Genomic DNA, 15374 nt, shown 5'->3' with positions numbered 1-15374 from the left:
TCACCTGACCAAAAAAGCCGCACACTCAACATGAGAAGTCTGAGGAAAGAAATCCGCCGGCTGCACTCGCGCTAACTTATAATCCCCATTTTTGCACAAAATCTTGAGGTCGCGAGCCAAAGTAGCGGGCTTGCAGCTAACATAAACAATGCGATTTGGTTTGATTTCCTCGATCGCTTCCAAAACCGCGCGATCGCACCCTTTCCTCGGCGGGTCTAGCAGCAAAATATCCGGTGTCAATCCCAAGGAAGGCAGCAAACTCTCTACAGTTCCCGCCTGAAACTCGACATTTCTCACGTCATTTAACTCAGCATTTAATTGGGCTTGTTCGATCGCCGCCGGTTGCACTTCTAAACCTATGGCTATTTTTACTTGTTTTGCCAGGGGTAAAGTAAAAGTACCAACTCCGCAGAAAGCGTCAACCAAAATCTCGTTTCCCTGCAAATTCAATTCCCCTACAATCGTCTCTAACAACGCTTCAGCCGCCTCTGTATTTACCTGAAAAAAAGTATCGGCTCTTAGCTGAAAATTCAAACCAGCAAATCTTTCTCGCAGATAAGAACGACCCGCAATGCAGCGAGTTTCGGTCCCAAAAATTACATTAGTTTGAGCGGGATTTATATTCAAACAAACACCTGCCAGTTGAGGATATTGTTTCAACCACTCTGATGCTTGCTCTTCGAGTCCCGGTAACTCTCCAGTGCGAACTATTAAAGTTAGCAGCATCTCGCCGGTGCGCCGTCCGATCCGCAAGGACAAGTGACGCAATTCTCCTGTATGTTTCTTTTCGTCGTAGACTTGCCAATCGCGCCAGTGGATGTCTTCTTTGACTTCTTTTAACAAAGGATTGAGGCGCGGGTCTTGCACCGGACACTGATTGAGATTGACTAATTTGTGGGTGCTTTTTTGATAGTAACCTGCTTGGACTTGACCTGTCGCAGATATTGCCACGGGATAAGTCGCTTTGTTGCGGTATCCTAAAAATTGAGGAAATCCCTCGATTTTTCCCGTTAAAATTTCATCAACTTGGGGATTGCTAAATCCGCCAATCCGTTCTAAGGCTTGAATGATTTGATTTTGCTTGGCTGCAAGCTGATATTGATAATCTACGTGCTGCCACTGACAGCCGCCGCACTTGTCGGCGACAATGCAGTTAGCTCGGATGCGGTGTTCGGAGGTTTCGAGAAGTGTGTCCAGCTTGCCTGTAGCATAGGTGGATTTGACTTGTACGAGGCGCACAAGGACTCGATCGCCCGTCACGGTATCGGGCACAAACACTACTAAATCACCAAAACGACCAACTCCGTCGCCGGTGTCTGTCAAGTCGGTAATCTCTATCTCAATCAGTTGACCTTGCTGGCAAGGGTTTGCCAATTTCGTCGAGTTTGGGGTCGGGAATTTAGATTTGGTCACAAGTAGTCGTGGTAGGATTTAATATGGTAATGCAATATCGCTCTCTCTTTCCTGAGATAAGTCGTAGCGAAGAAGCGGAGCGCAAGCCACCGCACTCAAACTCTATTGCAGGCTGTCTTCCTGCTGCTGAACGTCTTGCTGCTAAAGCCAAGCTTCAACCGGGGAGTCGAGCTTGTCGCGAGTTGCCTCGATATCGTCGGTGCGATATGCTGTTGGGGCGATTTAGCAAAAACACGTTAAACAGTCAAAGTGTCTGCCGACATCCAAACTCTCACTCGCAATTTTTGAGTTTTTCCTGCAGTACCTTGGAACACAAGGAAACTGGCTTGAACATCAAGCATAACGCTTGGGGAGATTTACCCTCTACTTCTAGGATTGATAAATGTTAGGAGCAAGGCGAGTCTGCGAACCAAGAATCCCGTCGCCAACTGATGGGAATGTTTATTAATGTTATCCTCAAATTTGAATAACAATGAGCGTAGTTAGCCAATTAATTCTCCAAGCCGACGACGAACTTCGTTATCCCAGTACCGGCGAACTCCAAAGTATCAATGATTTCTTTAAAACCGGAGAACAGCGGGTGCGTATTGCTACTGCGCTGTCTGACAGTGAGAAGAAAATTGTTGAAGAAGCTAGTAAAAAACTCTGGAAAAAACGACCTGATTTTATCTCTCCTGGGGGCAATGCTTACGGCCAGCGCGAACGGGCTTTGTGTCTGCGCGACTACGGCTGGTACTTGCGCCTGATTACCTACGGTATCTTGGCCGGTGACAAGGAGCCGATCGAGAGCATCGGTTTGATTGGCGTTCGGGAAATGTATAATTCTCTCGGCGTTCCCGTTCCTGGCATGGTGGAAGCTATCCGCTGTTTGAAGGAAGCTTCTTTGGCTTTGCTCAATCAGGATGATGCTAAGGAAGCAGCTCCTTATTTTGATTATATCGCTCAGGCAATGTCTTAATTGCTTTTGTGGAACGGGCGGAGCATTCGCGGGTGATTTTTGGGGTGATTCGATCTCGCAATTGCTCGCAAATGTTTCGCTTCTGTTTTTGGGAAGGAAATCTGCCTAATTTCTGCTAGGAAGCAATGCAGTTTAAGTTTTCCCAGATGTTGAGTTCGTCTTGTCTTTCAATGCACATTTGATTTAAAAAGTCAAGGGTTTTTGGGAGACATTGTTTTTGGAATTTCCGGCTGTCGTAGTGAATGGATGTTTTGAGCTGCGAGAGTTCTCCAAGGGTGGGGCAGGTTTGGATATGATGGGCGATCCTCTTCGAGGGCTTCGCTAACGCATTTTGCCATTCTTCCAGCCTGCGGTACGAGATAAATTGTCCGCCTCTGTCCCGCCGATGTACAAAAACCACGAAAGCCCAGGATTCGACTCGCTTAATTTGATTTTGGCTGATTTTGAGCAGTTGGGCGATCGACCTGACGGTGATGCGGAGCTTTTTCGAGGGTTGGATGCGGCGAAACAGTGGTGTCATGGCTGTATACTCAGGGCTTGAGAGGCAAGTTCGGTTTAGAGTCAATTACATATTACTATATCAGACTCTTATTGCACAAGTGCAAAGAAACTTAATTTAAACTTCTTAAGCTCAGATGTTGCTCGTGCAACCCTCAATCATTGATGCTGTGCTAGTTTGAGAGTTAACGTAGGTGGGAAAAATGTCAGGACTCTCTAACAAAGCTGTGGTAGACAAAGAGCAGGAATTGCGTCCCGTTCGCTTCACTGAAACGGGGCGGATGCGTTTGGGGAAGATTTTAAAAGCAGCAAGACAGACAACAGGTTGGTCTGTCAGCGAAACAGAGTTCAAAACAAAGGGATATGAAGAGGCCCTGTTCACAGCTACAAATCAACCCGTACCCAAAGATGTGGGTATCAGTGCGGCAACAGTCAACCGTTACGAACGCGGGAAGCTAGATAATTTGGATTGGCGATCGCTCAGTCTGTTATGCTTTGTCCTCAAGCCGATCGACCCCGTGACAGGAGAGGCACTAGAACCGACAAATGCGCTTTACATCGCGTGCGAACATCCGCCATACAACGATGCGAAGCTCTACGACTAGATTATTTGCAGATAGGTGATGACTGATGGTGGTAGCAGAAGCTAAGCCAGAAAAAGAATACTTGAGACGGAGATTTACTGATACCGGGCTGCGGCGGTTGGGTAAATTCCTGCGATCGTGGCGGGAAGCTAGGGGGTGGAGCGTTCACGAACTGAGCGAAAAGACCAAGCAGCATGAGGCTCAATTTTATAATCTAGGGGGAGAGCCTTTGCCCAAAGTTTTGGGGGTCAGCATTGCAGGCATTTCGAGAATCGAAAATGGCTATTACAACAAGCCTGCACCCGATCTTTTGTAGCTGTTCCTCGATGTTCTCGAACCAGTTCACCCAGTTGAAAAGCGGTTGGTTACTCTAGAAGACTTACTGTTGATCGGAACTGAATTTTGGAACCCCAACGTCGAGGCGTAGGATTGACTTAATAGTTAAATTGGATCTGTAAAATGCCGGGATTTCTTGACTTTAAGGCTGTCGTCGATCGGGAAAAACTGCGCCCTGTGCGATTTACGGATACGGGACGCGGTAGATTGGGCAAACTTCTGAAAGCAGCTAGAGAGATTCGGGGCTGGTCAATTATTGAAACAGAAATGGTCACAAAAGAATACGAGGCCGCTCTGTTTCGGACAGCCGGAGATCCAGTACCAAAAGATGTCGGTATTAGTAATGCTACTGTTAGTCGCTACGAACGCGGGAAGTTAGAAAGTTTGGATTGGCGATCGCTCTCTCTGTTATGCTTTGTACTCAAGCCGATCGATCCGGTGACAGGAGAAGCCCTGGAACCGACAAATGCGCTTTACATTGCTTGCGAACATCCCCCATACAATGATGCGAAGCTCTACGAGTAGTTGATATCTGAACTGATTAAACCAAATTAGTTAGATTTGGAGTTTTTAACCGCAGAGAGCGCAGAGGGCGCCCAGAAGGAGAAAAGAGAGAGATTTATCATTCTGATACTAACGGATTTGATATTAAGCATCGCCCTTTTGAGCCACTATAGCTTTAGCCTGCTGCCAAATTGCTTCTATTTCTTCCACCGGATAATCGGACAAAGGTCGATCGCACTTGGCTTCAACTAAGGCAAACCGCTGCACAAACCGCTGATTCGTTCCCTGCAAAGCAGCCGACGGATCTAAATCGTACCAGCGGGCTAATTGAATCAATACGAACATAATATCTCCCAATTCTGACTCCTGCGCTGCTTTGTCCTCGTGTTTGAGAGCGTGTTCAAATTCTGCCATTTCTTCGTGAAATTTATCCCAAACGCCGTCTACGCTGTCCCAATCAAAATTCGCTTCCGCAGCTTTTTGCGAAATTTTCATCCCGGCGGCGATCGGGGGCAAAGTGCTGGCATAACGGCTCATTTTCGAGGCTAAAGTTGGCGGCTTTTCCGAAGTCGTGCCTTTTTCTGCTGCTTTGATTTTTTCCCAGTTTTCGTTGACTTCATCGACGCTGTTGAGTTCGACATCGCCGAAGACGTGCGGATGGCGGCGAATCAGTTTTTCTGTAATTCCGCCGGCGATTTCTGCGAGGGTGAATTGACTCGATTCGCTAGCAATTTGAGCTTGCAGAATTACCTGTAACAGTAAATCGCCCAATTCTTCGACGATCGCATCTTTATCTCCTTTGCGAATCGCGTCGGCGGTTTCATAAGCTTCTTCAATGATGTGGGGAATTAGAGTTTGGGGAGTTTGGGCTAAATCCCAAGGACATCCGCCGTCGGGCGATCGCAATTTAGCCACAACTTCTATAAGTTCTTGGAGTGCTGCGAGCGATCGACTCTGGGAATCAGACATAATAATTTACCTTTTAGATTTACTAGATGTGCGGCTGCGAGGTTTGCGTTTGCGCTTCTTAATTGAGCTTGGCGGGCGCAATTCATTCAATTCTTGCTTTTTGAATCTTTTGTAAGCAGAGCCGCCCCAATCGCTGAGATAGTGGCTCATCGCGCCCAATTCTAAGCCGATGTAAACAGCTAAAAATTCGATCGGGTGTTCCCAGAGCGATCGCCAACAACCTACAACCACATCCTCCCAAGTCCACCCAGGCGGGCCAATTTTTTCGGCAATTACCAATCCCAATATCCCGAAAACAGCGATCCAGGCAGTCAGGTACAAAATTCGCAAAGCAGTGCCGATCAGAGGGCCGTGGGACAGCAAAGAGCGGTGGCGCAGGCTTTTTTGGTACGGAAGCCAAATCATTTTGAAGCATCCCCAGCGCTGATACTGGCAGGAGTAGATATCCAAGTCGGGGCCAAACATCAGCCCGCCGAATAAAAAGCTGCCGGAAACCAGCAGAGTCAGGTTGCTGCTGCTCGTCTGGCCAAAGGTGAGGGCTGCCACAGCGGGCAAACTCCACATGGTTATTCGATCGTGGGTGCGGCCAGAGGGCATTTAAAGTTTAGGATTTTTTTTACTTGATCTTTCTGAGTTACTGTGATATGATAAATCCTTGTGAGTGCAATTGGGTGATTAGCTCAGTGGTAGAGCGCCTGCTTTACACGCAGGATGCCGTAGGTTCAAATCCTACATTACCCATCCGATAACTCAATATCAACAGTTTCAGCCGTTTTTAGCCGTCGAGCCGAGAACGGCTATTGCTGTTTAGGGTAGACTGTTGAATTGGGTGACAGAAAACAATGGGATACAAGCCTCCCCCTTTTAGGGGGACTTTTGGTTCTGAATTTCTCCGAAGAGGATTTTGAATAAATGCAGTGCTGTTTGTTCAGACTTGCTCTACAATGGCTGTATGTTAAATCTCACCTACGAGTACAAGCTCATTCCTACCGATACGCAACGCCAAACTTTCGACCAGTGGCTCAATATTTGCCGCAAGGTCTATAACTTTGCATTGCGAGAACGAAAAGATTGGGTCAATTCTCGTAAGTGTGATATCAACTCGTGCAGCATGAAGCAGGAATACATTATCCCTGCTGAAGCACCGCGTCCAACCTTTGCAGGCCAATGCAAATCATTGGCAATCGCAAAGAAGTTAATTCCTGAGTTGAAACTGCCTCACACCCATGTCTTGCAACAGGCGTTGCGCCAATTAGAGGCCGCGTTTGTGGCGATGTGGGAACGAGGACACGGTTTTCCTAGATTCAAAAAGCGGATGCGCTCATTTGTGTTCCCTCAATTGAATCTAGAATCTGTTAAACACTTTAATGGCGCTGATTGGGTTAACCTGCCCAAGATTGGTTTAGTTAAAATGCACCTGTCGCGTCCAATCCCTCAAGGGTTTGAGGTTAAGCAAATTCGCGTTGTTAAGAGGGCTTCTGGCTACTATGCCATGCTCTCTTTGCAATGTGATGTCGCAGTACCTCAAGCCTCACCTTCAGGACATGGATTAGGGATTGATTTAGGGTTAAAACATTTTTTGGCAACTTCTGATGGTGAATTGATTGATAGACCTCGATTCTTTGTGGATGGACAACGCAAGCTGAAATTGCTGCAACGTCAACTCAAGCGCAAGAAAAAAGGCTCTAGAAAGTCCCGTCAAATTCATCACCAAATAGCGAAGCACTACGAATACATCTCGAACAGTCGCAAAGATTTTCATTTTAAGACCGCACATCATTTATGCGACGCAGCTCAAACAGTATTTGCTGAGGATTTGAACCTCAAAGCAATGTCAGCCGGAATGGTTGGCAAACACACGCTTGATGCAGGGTTTGGTCAGTTCTTGAAGATATTGAGCCATGTTTGCTTTAAGCGAGGTGCATACTTTGCAAAAGTAGACCCCAACGGAACAAGTCAGACTTGTCCCTTATGTCAAACCCATACAGGTAAAAAAGAGTTATCTCAACGGGTGCATAAATGTCAAACCTGTGGCTATGAAACAAATCGAGATGTTGCAGCAGCGCAAGTGGTGTTGCAGCGTGGATATACAGCGGTTGGGCAAATCGCAGTGAATTTTGGGGAGGGCAAGCTACATGAGTAGTCCCAATGAACCAAGAATCCCTGCTCCTTTAGGACAGGGAGTTGTCAAGACTAAATTTAACATTCTGTGGCGGATGTCTCAAAAGTTGGCATCCAATGCTAGACAATTAATTTATTGATTTTCTTTTTTAGAACCAGCTATATGAAGCCTAAAATAACTAGCCCGATCGCTTGGCAGCAAGCTGAACTGCTCATGCAGCCAGCAATGATCCGAGTGCTCGATAACATCCGCAAACAATTAGAGGAGTCAGTTTGGACGGGTACTTATCAAGAAGTGCAGATTCCCATTCCGGGCTATCAACTAATTTTAGAGCTTCAAGGCGAGCAAAGATGTGTCGATATTTGGGAACTTTGCTATCGAGTCTGCTTTGTCAACTACCAGCCCGCCCACAGTCAAATCCAAAGCCAAGAAGTTGTAATTGATACTAGCTTGATTGATGATGAGACTGGCGATGTAGATTGGAATCGTCTAGATGCTAAAGCCAGCCAATTAATCCAAGAAATATTCGCTAATTTGGACAAATAGTCAGTTGTTAGTTGTCAGTTGACAAGAAAGCAGTAGTTAATAGTCAACAGTCATCAGTCAACAGTTAACAGTCAACAAAATCTTATGATTCAGCAATTGCACGACATTCAAGCAGCCGCCGGTGCTACTTTTGCAGAGTTAACAACCAAAGAAATTGTGCCAGTCAGTTTTGGTAACGACGCAGAAGCGATCGCAGCAACGAAAGAAGGTGCCGCTTTGTACGATCGCACTCACTGGGGACGCATTCAAATCTCAGACAGCGATCGACTGCGGTTCTTGCACAATCAAAGTACCAATAACTTTAATATACTCAAACCCGGTCAAGGTTGCGACACCGTTTTCGTCACATCCACCGCCCGGACGATCGACCTCGCCACCGCTTACGCTATAGAAGATGCCGTACTGCTGTTAGTTTCGCCCAACCGCCGCCGACAACTGCTGGAATTGCTCGATCGCTATATTTTCCCAATGGATCGCGTCGAGTTAACAGATTTAACCGATACAACTGTTGCTTTCAGTTTCCTCGGCCCGCAATGCACTCAACTATTAGAAAAAATCGGAGTTACCGAACTTGAAAATCAACCTTACGCTACTCACAAATTGATAAATTTTGCAGGTATGGAAATCCGAGTTGCGGTTGGTAGCGGTTTAGCAACTCCCGGATACACGTTAATTGCGCCAGCAAGCGATGCAGCCCAGTTATGGCAGGAATTAGTCAAAGCTGGGGCCGTACCGATGGGCGATCGAGTTTGGGAACAACTGCGAATCGAACAAGGACGCCCCGCCCCCGATTTTGAACTCACAGACGATTACAACCCCCTAGAAGCCCGTCTTTTACACACGATTACCTATGACAAAGGCTGCTACATCGGTCAAGAAACAATTGCCCGGTTGAACACCTACAAAGGAGTCAAACAGCAACTTTGGGGCGTGCAGTTGACCGGTGCTGTTGAACCCGGAACAGCAGTCACAATCGGAGAAGAAAAAGTCGGCAAACTCACCAGTTTTACGGAAACTGAATCCGGATTTTTTGGTCTTGCTTACATCCGCACAAAAGCGGGCGGCGAAGGACTGAAAGTGCAGGTAGGAGAAATGACCGGGGAAGTAGTAAACGTGCCTTTTTTAAGTTGGTAAGCTTGGGAGCATCTCATATTTCTAAAAACCCTGCTTCTGACTACTTCCTTCTGACTCTTTCCTCCTGATTCCTAACTCTAATTTCTAGCTTTGCTGCTTTCATTGAGATGCTCCCGTTCTACTGGAAATCATAAGCTAGCTCAGTATTTAAATTTCACGTCAACAAATAATCAAACTCTTGTGGGCTGTTGCTCCGGCGCCACCCCAAGTATGCAGTTTAAATGCACAATAGCTGATTAAATTATGACATAATCTTCGCGCACCACAGCTTGAGCGACCTGTGGTTCCGGCTCTATTGGGTCACTGTAATGAGTGTCAATGTATTTCATGAAACTTTCCCGATAAGCTTTGAGATGCGAGTTAAGTGCTTCGATATCCTGCTCTCCTGTCGCGAAACCCCTCTCTCTTCTGAAGTGACCGGATTCCTTCACAAAAGCCATGTCAACTTGCCACAAAGCTGAATCAACCGGGCGATATGACAAATCAACAATATCGTAAGCTGCGAATCCTTGGGACTTCATAAAACTCATTACATCATACATCTGACCGAACAATGTAACTTCTACAATTACATATTCAGTCTGCTGCAAAATCTCAGTTGCGCCTGCTAAAACATCTAATTCCTGTCCGTCTACATCAACTTTAATTAAATACGGGCCTGGCAAGTTTCTTTCCCTGCATATTCCATCCAAGGTAATGGCTGGTATGTTTCTCACATAAGGATTGCTGCTGTCAGTAATGCGATTTTCAGAAAGTGAAGAATGTACCATACCGGGACTGACGTTGAGGGTGAAAACTCCCGCTTCTTTGGTAGCGGCTGCAATAATGTATTCTGCACTTTTGAGCTTGCGGCAAATTTTGGCGAGGTAAGGTTCATTTTCGGCGATAGGCTCAATTAGCAAATGTCGCGCATCGGGGAAAGTTTCGTAAAGATTAAAAGTTCCCAAGGCGGCACCGACATCAATCACAGTTTTTGGTTGAAAACCTAACTTTTTAGCCAGCAGCAAGCTGCCTGACATCGAGTTTCTGAGAATTCCTGTTTGTTGTTTGCTCACAATTTTTTCCAGATTTTAATGTGGATAAAGTTAATATTATGTCTTGCAGCAGAGTTATTGTATGTCTGAATCAAGAAACGAAGCAATCGCAAACCTCGGCGATTGCTTCGTGTAGGATGGCAATGACAGAAATAGGTTTTAAAGTAACCTCCTACTATTTCGCCGACTTCTGCGCCTTGTTTTCCGGTTCTACAGATTGCAAAGCTTCGTCGAGAATGGCCCGTGCTTCTTCGGCTTTACTTCTAGCTTCTCGATAGCGGACGTTAGCTTGAGCAAAGTTTTTGAGAACTTTGAAACCATCTTTCAAACGACCAATTTCCTCGGCAGTCACAGCCTCATCTGTAAACAAAATGTCGATCGCCGCCCGGATTTTAAGTGCTTCTTCGCGGGATTCCATCACTTTCAATTTGAGACTTGCCAAATTGCTCAAAATCTGCACGGCTTCAGTAATCGCATCCTCGCCGTCAGATGCAGCATCTTCGATATCCTTAACTTCAACAAACTGCTTGGGCCCAAATCCCTCCACGAGTTCCGTAGGCAGCTTGCCCTCATCCATGAGATCCATCAGCCGATCCATCGCTTCTTCCCGGGCTTTGGCTGAATCTTTTCCTTTGACAGTTAAAATAATTTCGGGGCTTTGAGGAAGTGTATAGCGAACCATATTTTGACAGCCTGTGCGCGAAAACAATTGAATGATATTTTATCTTTATTCGATCGCCAGTTGCAGCTATCAATCCGCTCCTTGACCAACCGCTTGCCAAAACTTGACACATATACACTCAAAAGGAACCTTCGACAATGAAAGATAAATTTCTTAACTTGCTCAACTTGCTTTTAGTAGCTGATGTATTTTTCGTCTTTGCCATTTTTGGGTGGTTTGCGATCGCAGTAGCAGGTCGATCGACCGGCGTGAATCTCGGTTTTGATTTGTGGTACAGTCTCTGGCAACCGGTATTTAATCCCGCCCTGGGAATTCTTATGGGCGGTGCTATTCTCAGCGGTATAATTAACCAAGTTTCTAAACGCCTCAATCCGAAGTAAAATTGATGTTTTGTTAGAGACGGTGATTGGCTATGCTACTTAGTGGGCGATCGAACTTGTGGGACGCGTCAGAGATGAGGCACTGAATTAGGTCGATGAAGCTCGAAAATACATAAGTAGTCAAAAACGAGTCAAACACTCCCCAAAGGAGCGATCTCTTATGAAAGCAATCACAAAAGTTATGATTGCTTTACATTTTGTTACAGGGGAAAGTTTATTTTCGCCTACCTATTTAGGTCGAAAATAAAGATTGGACGATCGGAATCTAAAAATATCAACTCATATTCGGAGTAACAAAAGTCGGGCAATTATGGGAGAACAAAAATGTATCGGTATCCTCACCAGCGGAGGTGACTGTGCAGGCTTAAACGCAGTTATTCGAGCAGTTGTTTACCGCGCAACGGGAACTTACAATTGGAAAGTGATGGGGATTCGTCAAGCCACCAAGGGATTGATGAGTCATCCCCCTCAAGCAATTCCCCTGGATATTGAGAAAGTAGACTCGTGGCTCACCATTGGCGGTACGATGCTAGGCACGACAAATGAGGGCAATCCTTTTGCCTTCCCGATGTCTGACGGGACTCTACGCGATCGTTCTGAAGACATTATCGAAGGTTATCATCAGCTAGGTCTGGATGCCTTAATTGGCATAGGTGGCGACGGCAGTCTTGCCATTCTCAGGAAGATTGCCCAACAAGGCAATTTGAATTTAGTTGCTATTCCTAAAACTATTGATAATGATGTCGGAATTACCGAGCGTTCTATCGGTTTTGATACTGCTGTCAATATTGCTACTGAAGCACTAGATCGGTTGCATTTTACTGCGGCCAGTCACAGTCGCGTCATGATTGTTGAAGTCATGGGACGCGATGCCGGACATATTGCGATCAGTGCCGGAATTTCAGGGGGAGCTGATATAATTCTGATTCCAGAAATCCCTTACAAAATTTCCCAAATCTGCGCCCAAATCCAAGAACGCCAAGACCGGGGAAAAAACTACTGTTTAATTATAGTAGCGGAGGCAGTTCGCACTGAAGCAGGCGAGTTAGTAATGCACACAAATCGCTTAGGTCAAAGTCGATTAGGCGGAATTGGTCAGTATTTAGCTGATACAATTTCTGAGTGTAGCGGTGCAGAAACTCGCGTCACCGTTTTGGGACATACTCAACGCGGGGGAACTCCTTCACCGCTAGAAAGATTAATTGCTTCGGCTTTTGGGGTGGCAGCAGTTGATTTAGTTGCCGAAGAGAAATACGACTGCATGGTATCTTGGCAAAAGCGGGAAGTTGTGAGCGTTCCTCTGGAAGATGCGATCGCCAAATACAGACCTGTAGACTTCGATGGTACTCTGGTTAAAACTGCCCGCGGTTTGGGAATTTGTCTGGGAGACTAAACAATTACCCGTCCGATTTCTCAAAGGTTTAGTCGGGGACGCACTCAGAACCGCGAAACTGAGTTTTTCAACCGAGACTTAGGGCTTTAAGCCAGTGTATTGTCGTAAAAAAAACCAAGGTGATGACAAGCGAATTTCAAAGGTGGTATCCGCCACGTGATTTATCCGTGGAATCAATCCAAAATCGAAAATCGAAAATCCTTGCGTCCCCCGCATTTATCCGTGGGATCAATCTAAAATCTAAAATCTAAAATCCAAAATCGATTGACCGTCTGTGCTTCCAGGACTAAGGTTAACCTGGAAGCAGTGACGTTTCAACTATTGAGTGTAACTTGCAATCAGTTCCGAGCGAGAATCGACCCAGAGTGCGATCGCACTCGGAACTACAAAATACCGCAACAAGTGCAAAGGTGAGAAATTGACACCATTTACTACAGAAATTAGAGTGCGACATTACGAAATGGATGCTCTCGGTCACGTAAATAATGCTGTTTACCAGCATTATTTAGAACACGCTGCGATCGAACATTTAGAACATTTGGGATTTACTCTCGATCGCTACCGGGAATTGGGCGGCGTCTTTGTAATGCGGCGGATAGAGATTGACTATTTGCGATCGGCAGCCTCGGGCGATCGACTTGAAATATCCACTTGGATAGAACAAATGCGCGGCCCGCGCGCCGTCCGCCGCTACGAAATTCGCTTACTTGGAAATGACGAAATATTGTTAAAAGCCGAGGCGCTTTGGGTTTGGGTTGAAGTTACCACCATGCGCCCGCGAGCAATTCCCAAACAAATAATTGATATTTTTGAATCGCAATCTCAAGCATTACCAACATAGAGAAAAAATCAACTATTATATTTGCCAAATCCTGTAAAAATCTATTGGTTTGTAGTGAGGACTTCAGTCATTCATTCCCCGTTTGTAGAACTGCAAAAAGTTGATTGTCGCCGAGGCCGCAAATCCCGATCGCAAAAAGTCGGATCGCCCGCCTGCCAGTTTGGATGCCGCAGAGGTACGATGGAATAGAGGGAGGGAGGCCAAGCCCGGTAAGGTTAAGCTTGGCGACAATACCCAGAGGAAGGGAAAAATGACACTTAACTTGCGGCGACCGATTTTAATAGGTGGAATAGGACTTTCAGCAGCGCTGTGGCTGCTGGAAACTCTACAGCATTCGGGTTCAGAAATGGGCGAAACGGCACTCATCGGCTTGGCGGCTGCCGGTGCGGGGTATTGGTGGTGGAAACAACAATCCCCCAAACTCGAACTCGCACTCCCGCAACCCCTGGCCAACCGGGAAGCAGCCGAAAAAGCGATCGCGGCTTCGGAAGCAGCAATTAAATTGCTAGCCTCAGAAGCTCAAAACTCCGCCGATCCTGCTAATCTAACAGCAAAGCTCGATCGGCTCAGAAGCGAATTAGATAGACAAGATTTGCGGATTACCGTAACAGGCGGCAAAGCTGTCGGCAAAACTGCCTTAATTCAAGTTTTAAATTCTAATTGGGTCTCTCAACACCCGCAAAAGCTTAGTTTACAAGAAACAGCAGCGCTGTTTGCAAATACAAATGCCGATGCCAAAATCAACGGTGATTTAGTGCTGTTTGTGACAGCGGGCGACATCACAGATTCCGAATTTAAAACATTATCTCAGCTAGCATCCGCTGGTCAGCGAGTGCTGCTAGTCTGGAACAAGCAAGACCAATATTTACCAGAACAGCAGTCGCAGGTTTTGAACTCTTTGCAGCAGAAAATGCAAGGAATATTGGGAACAGAAGAGATAATTGCGATCGCAGCTTCTCCCAATTCTATTAAAGTGCGGCAGCACCAAGCGGACGGCACATTTAAAGAACGGATTGAAAAGCAAGTCTCTCAACTCGACGCGCTGACGGAAAGATTGACTAAAATCTTAACTGAAGAACGGCAACAGTTGGTCTGGGCGAGTGCAGTGCGCGAAGCTGCAAGTATCAAATTAGAGGCAAAAACCTTCTTAAATGCAGTCAGGCGCGATCGGGCAATTCCCATTATCGAACAATATCAGTACATCGCCGCCGCCGCCGTCTTTACTAACCCGGTTCCCGCTTTAGACTTGCTAGCAACAACCGCCATCAGCACCCAACTTGTAATCGACCTCGGCGCTATCTACAAGCAACAGTTTTCCTTAGACCAAGCTAAGACAGTAGCGGCAACTTTGGCAAGTCAAATGTTTAAATTGGGATTAGTAGAAATGTCTACTCAAACTATTTCTGGGATGCTCAAAAGCAATGCTGTTACCTACGTAGCAGGAGGCGCCGTGCAGGGAATTAGTGCAGCATATTTTACCAGAATTGCGGGACTGAGTTTAATTGAATATTTCCAAAGTCAAGAACTGGAAAATGCTGCCAAAGGCATTTTCAGTCTCGACCAGTTGACTAAAACTTTGCAAGCAGTATTTACGCAAAATCAGCAAGTTTCCTTCTTGCAATCTTTCGTCAACCAAGTGGCGAGTCGCCTTTCATCTCAGGTATCTGGGCCCGAAACCGTTAAGTCGGCGGTCAATTAAGTAAAATAAAGGAACAGGCAAGATGCCTGTTCCACAAGAAATTTTTTGTGATTGTGGAAGAACAGGCAAGATGCCTGTTCCACAAGAAATTTTTTGTGATTGTGGAACAACAGGCAAGATGCCTGTTCCACAAGAAATTTTTTGTAATTGTGGAAGAACAGGCAAGATGCCTGTTCCACAAGAAATTTTCTGTGATTGTGGAACAACAGGCAAGATGCCTGTTCCACAAGAAATTTTTTGTGATTGTGGAACAACAGGCAAGATGCCTGTTCCACAAGAAA

21 protein-coding genes and 1 tRNA gene are annotated in these 15374 nt (G+C 46.0%); 16 read left to right on the top strand and 6 right to left on the bottom strand.

Going from position 1 to position 15374, the window contains the following annotated elements; translation table 11 throughout:
- Nucleotides 1–1413 carry a 23S rRNA (uracil(1939)-C(5))-methyltransferase RlmD gene (gene rlmD / locus QUA50_RS09360; protein WP_333263187.1) on the bottom strand — a complete coding sequence of 471 codons (1413 nt, stop codon included), beginning with the start codon at nt 1411–1413 and terminating at the stop codon, nt 1–3.
- A gap of 23 nt (nt 1414–1436) precedes the next feature.
- On the opposite strand from rlmD, the gene QUA50_RS09355 reads away from it, so the two are divergent.
- Both QUA50_RS09355 and QUA50_RS09350 read left to right on the top strand, forming a co-directional pair.
- Nucleotides 1437–1802 (top strand): hypothetical protein, encoded by a 366-nt coding sequence (locus tag QUA50_RS09355; RefSeq protein WP_333263185.1) that lies wholly within the window; start codon nt 1437–1439, stop codon nt 1800–1802.
- Between the two features lie 83 nt (nt 1803–1885).
- A complete protein-coding gene (locus QUA50_RS09350; RefSeq protein WP_015178782.1) occupies nt 1886–2371 on the top strand; it encodes an allophycocyanin subunit alpha-B in 486 nt (161 codons plus the stop codon).
- Between the two features lie 115 nt (nt 2372–2486).
- Here QUA50_RS09350 and QUA50_RS09345 read toward each other — a convergent pair whose 3' ends face one another.
- Nucleotides 2487–2891 carry a hypothetical protein gene (locus tag QUA50_RS09345; RefSeq protein WP_333263181.1) on the bottom strand — a complete coding sequence of 135 codons (405 nt, stop codon included), beginning with the start codon at nt 2889–2891 and terminating at the stop codon, nt 2487–2489.
- A 181-nt stretch (nt 2892–3072) separates the two neighbouring features.
- Here QUA50_RS09345 and QUA50_RS09340 point away from each other — a divergent pair, with 181 nt between their 5' ends.
- The 3 genes from QUA50_RS09340 (at nt 3073) to QUA50_RS09330 (ending at nt 4314) form a co-directional block, all read left to right on the top strand.
- Nucleotides 3073–3474, top strand: coding sequence for a helix-turn-helix transcriptional regulator (locus QUA50_RS09340; protein ID WP_190655959.1), 402 nt, complete (start codon nt 3073–3075; stop codon nt 3472–3474).
- 25 nt (nt 3475–3499) lie between these two features.
- Nucleotides 3500–3769 carry a helix-turn-helix transcriptional regulator gene (locus QUA50_RS09335; RefSeq protein ID WP_333263178.1) on the top strand — a complete coding sequence of 90 codons (270 nt, stop codon included), beginning with the start codon at nt 3500–3502 and terminating at the stop codon, nt 3767–3769.
- Nucleotides 3770–3912: 143 nt separating this feature from the next.
- Nucleotides 3913–4314, top strand: a complete 402-nt coding sequence (locus QUA50_RS09330; protein ID WP_333091252.1) for a helix-turn-helix transcriptional regulator — start codon at nt 3913–3915, stop codon at nt 4312–4314.
- A gap of 123 nt (nt 4315–4437) precedes the next feature.
- On the opposite strand, the gene mazG is transcribed toward QUA50_RS09330, so the two are convergent.
- Together mazG and QUA50_RS09320 are read right to left on the bottom strand one after the other, a co-directional pair.
- The gene (mazG, locus tag QUA50_RS09325; protein WP_333263175.1) at nt 4438–5262 is read right to left on the bottom strand and encodes a nucleoside triphosphate pyrophosphohydrolase; all 825 of its coding nucleotides are present in this window, start codon (nt 5260–5262) and stop codon (nt 4438–4440) included.
- Between the two features lie 6 nt (nt 5263–5268).
- Nucleotides 5269–5859, bottom strand: coding sequence for a metal-binding protein (locus QUA50_RS09320; protein WP_333263172.1), 591 nt, complete (start codon nt 5857–5859; stop codon nt 5269–5271).
- 72 nt (nt 5860–5931) lie between these two features.
- Between QUA50_RS09320 and QUA50_RS09315 the strand changes: the two genes are divergently transcribed.
- From QUA50_RS09315 to ygfZ, 5 genes are all read left to right on the top strand, one after another.
- Nucleotides 5932–6003: transfer RNA gene (locus QUA50_RS09315), tRNA-Val, on the top strand.
- A gap of 211 nt (nt 6004–6214) precedes the next feature.
- Nucleotides 6215–7405, top strand: a complete 1191-nt coding sequence (locus QUA50_RS09310; RefSeq protein WP_333263169.1) for a transposase — start codon at nt 6215–6217, stop codon at nt 7403–7405.
- Entirely contained in the window at nt 7398–7523 is a 126-nt protein-coding gene (locus QUA50_RS09305; protein WP_333298652.1) for a hypothetical protein, read from the top strand. The genes QUA50_RS09310 and QUA50_RS09305 overlap by 8 nt, the downstream gene beginning before the upstream one ends.
- Nucleotides 7524–7546: 23 nt before the next feature.
- A complete protein-coding gene (locus QUA50_RS09300; protein ID WP_333263167.1) occupies nt 7547–7930 on the top strand; it encodes a hypothetical protein in 384 nt (127 codons plus the stop codon).
- An 84-nt stretch (nt 7931–8014) separates the two neighbouring features.
- Nucleotides 8015–9064, top strand: coding sequence for a CAF17-like 4Fe-4S cluster assembly/insertion protein YgfZ (gene ygfZ, locus QUA50_RS09295; protein ID WP_333263164.1), 1050 nt, complete (start codon nt 8015–8017; stop codon nt 9062–9064).
- Nucleotides 9065–9300: 236 nt separating this feature from the next.
- Here the strand turns inward: ygfZ and QUA50_RS09290 are convergent, their stop codons facing one another.
- On the bottom strand, nt 9301–10119 hold the full coding sequence (locus QUA50_RS09290) for an FkbM family methyltransferase (protein ID WP_333263161.1): 819 nt from the start codon (nt 10117–10119) through the stop codon (nt 9301–9303).
- A 154-nt stretch (nt 10120–10273) separates the two neighbouring features.
- Nucleotides 10274–10780: a hypothetical protein gene (locus QUA50_RS09285; RefSeq protein ID WP_333048859.1), complete on the bottom strand. Its 507-nt coding sequence runs from the start codon at nt 10778–10780 to the stop codon at nt 10274–10276.
- A 137-nt stretch (nt 10781–10917) separates the two neighbouring features.
- Here QUA50_RS09285 and QUA50_RS09280 point away from each other — a divergent pair, with 137 nt between their 5' ends.
- The 6 genes from QUA50_RS09280 to QUA50_RS09255 form a co-directional block, all read left to right on the top strand.
- The gene (locus tag QUA50_RS09280) at nt 10918–11160 is read left to right on the top strand and encodes a hypothetical protein (protein ID WP_332953011.1); all 243 of its coding nucleotides are present in this window, start codon (nt 10918–10920) and stop codon (nt 11158–11160) included.
- Between the two features lie 310 nt (nt 11161–11470).
- Nucleotides 11471–12553 carry an ATP-dependent 6-phosphofructokinase gene (locus tag QUA50_RS09275; protein ID WP_333263304.1) on the top strand — a complete coding sequence of 361 codons (1083 nt, stop codon included), beginning with the start codon at nt 11471–11473 and terminating at the stop codon, nt 12551–12553.
- 264 nt (nt 12554–12817) lie between these two features.
- Nucleotides 12818–12967 carry a hypothetical protein gene (locus QUA50_RS09270; protein WP_333298650.1) on the top strand — a complete coding sequence of 50 codons (150 nt, stop codon included), beginning with the start codon at nt 12818–12820 and terminating at the stop codon, nt 12965–12967.
- Nucleotides 12968–12971: 4 nt separating this feature from the next.
- Nucleotides 12972–13394 carry a thioesterase family protein gene (locus QUA50_RS09265; RefSeq protein WP_333263157.1) on the top strand — a complete coding sequence of 141 codons (423 nt, stop codon included), beginning with the start codon at nt 12972–12974 and terminating at the stop codon, nt 13392–13394.
- A 250-nt stretch (nt 13395–13644) separates the two neighbouring features.
- A complete protein-coding gene (locus tag QUA50_RS09260; protein ID WP_333298648.1) occupies nt 13645–15093 on the top strand; it encodes a slr1306 family protein in 1449 nt (482 codons plus the stop codon).
- Nucleotides 15094–15115: 22 nt separating this feature from the next.
- Nucleotides 15116–15374, top strand: a 259-nt coding sequence (locus tag QUA50_RS09255) for a hypothetical protein (protein ID WP_333263151.1), incomplete at its 3' end; no start/stop codon positions are given.

This window comes from Microcoleus sp. M2_D5 (genome assembly GCF_036701935.1).
In the GTDB taxonomy this organism is placed as follows: domain Bacteria; phylum Cyanobacteriota; class Cyanobacteriia; order Cyanobacteriales; family Microcoleaceae; genus Microcoleus.
This window is presented reverse-complemented; position numbering and strand designations above follow the sequence as displayed.

Excerpts from the sequence above, each read along its gene's own strand:
- QUA50_RS09355 (WP_333263185.1), top strand. The coding sequence starts at position 1,437 with ATGGTAATGCAATATCGCTCTCTCTTTCCTGAGATAAGTCGTAGCGAA.
- QUA50_RS09350 (WP_015178782.1), top strand. The coding sequence starts at position 1,886 with ATGAGCGTAGTTAGCCAATTAATTCTCCAAGCCGACGACGAACTTCGT.
- QUA50_RS09345 (WP_333263181.1), bottom strand. The coding sequence starts at position 2,891 with ATGACACCACTGTTTCGCCGCATCCAACCCTCGAAAAAGCTCCGCATC.
- QUA50_RS09340 (WP_190655959.1), top strand. The coding sequence starts at position 3,073 with ATGTCAGGACTCTCTAACAAAGCTGTGGTAGACAAAGAGCAGGAATTG.
- QUA50_RS09335 (WP_333263178.1), top strand. The coding sequence starts at position 3,500 with ATGGTGGTAGCAGAAGCTAAGCCAGAAAAAGAATACTTGAGACGGAGA.
- QUA50_RS09330 (WP_333091252.1), top strand. The coding sequence starts at position 3,913 with ATGCCGGGATTTCTTGACTTTAAGGCTGTCGTCGATCGGGAAAAACTG.
- mazG (WP_333263175.1), bottom strand. The coding sequence starts at position 5,262 with ATGTCTGATTCCCAGAGTCGATCGCTCGCAGCACTCCAAGAACTTATA.
- QUA50_RS09320 (WP_333263172.1), bottom strand. The coding sequence starts at position 5,859 with ATGCCCTCTGGCCGCACCCACGATCGAATAACCATGTGGAGTTTGCCC.
- QUA50_RS09310 (WP_333263169.1), top strand. The coding sequence starts at position 6,215 with ATGTTAAATCTCACCTACGAGTACAAGCTCATTCCTACCGATACGCAA.
- QUA50_RS09305 (WP_333298652.1), top strand. The coding sequence starts at position 7,398 with ATGAGTAGTCCCAATGAACCAAGAATCCCTGCTCCTTTAGGACAGGGA.
- QUA50_RS09300 (WP_333263167.1), top strand. The coding sequence starts at position 7,547 with ATGAAGCCTAAAATAACTAGCCCGATCGCTTGGCAGCAAGCTGAACTG.
- ygfZ (WP_333263164.1), top strand. The coding sequence starts at position 8,015 with ATGATTCAGCAATTGCACGACATTCAAGCAGCCGCCGGTGCTACTTTT.
- QUA50_RS09285 (WP_333048859.1), bottom strand. The coding sequence starts at position 10,780 with ATGGTTCGCTATACACTTCCTCAAAGCCCCGAAATTATTTTAACTGTC.
- QUA50_RS09280 (WP_332953011.1), top strand. The coding sequence starts at position 10,918 with ATGAAAGATAAATTTCTTAACTTGCTCAACTTGCTTTTAGTAGCTGAT.
- QUA50_RS09275 (WP_333263304.1), top strand. The coding sequence starts at position 11,471 with ATGGGAGAACAAAAATGTATCGGTATCCTCACCAGCGGAGGTGACTGT.
- QUA50_RS09260 (WP_333298648.1), top strand. The coding sequence starts at position 13,645 with ATGACACTTAACTTGCGGCGACCGATTTTAATAGGTGGAATAGGACTT.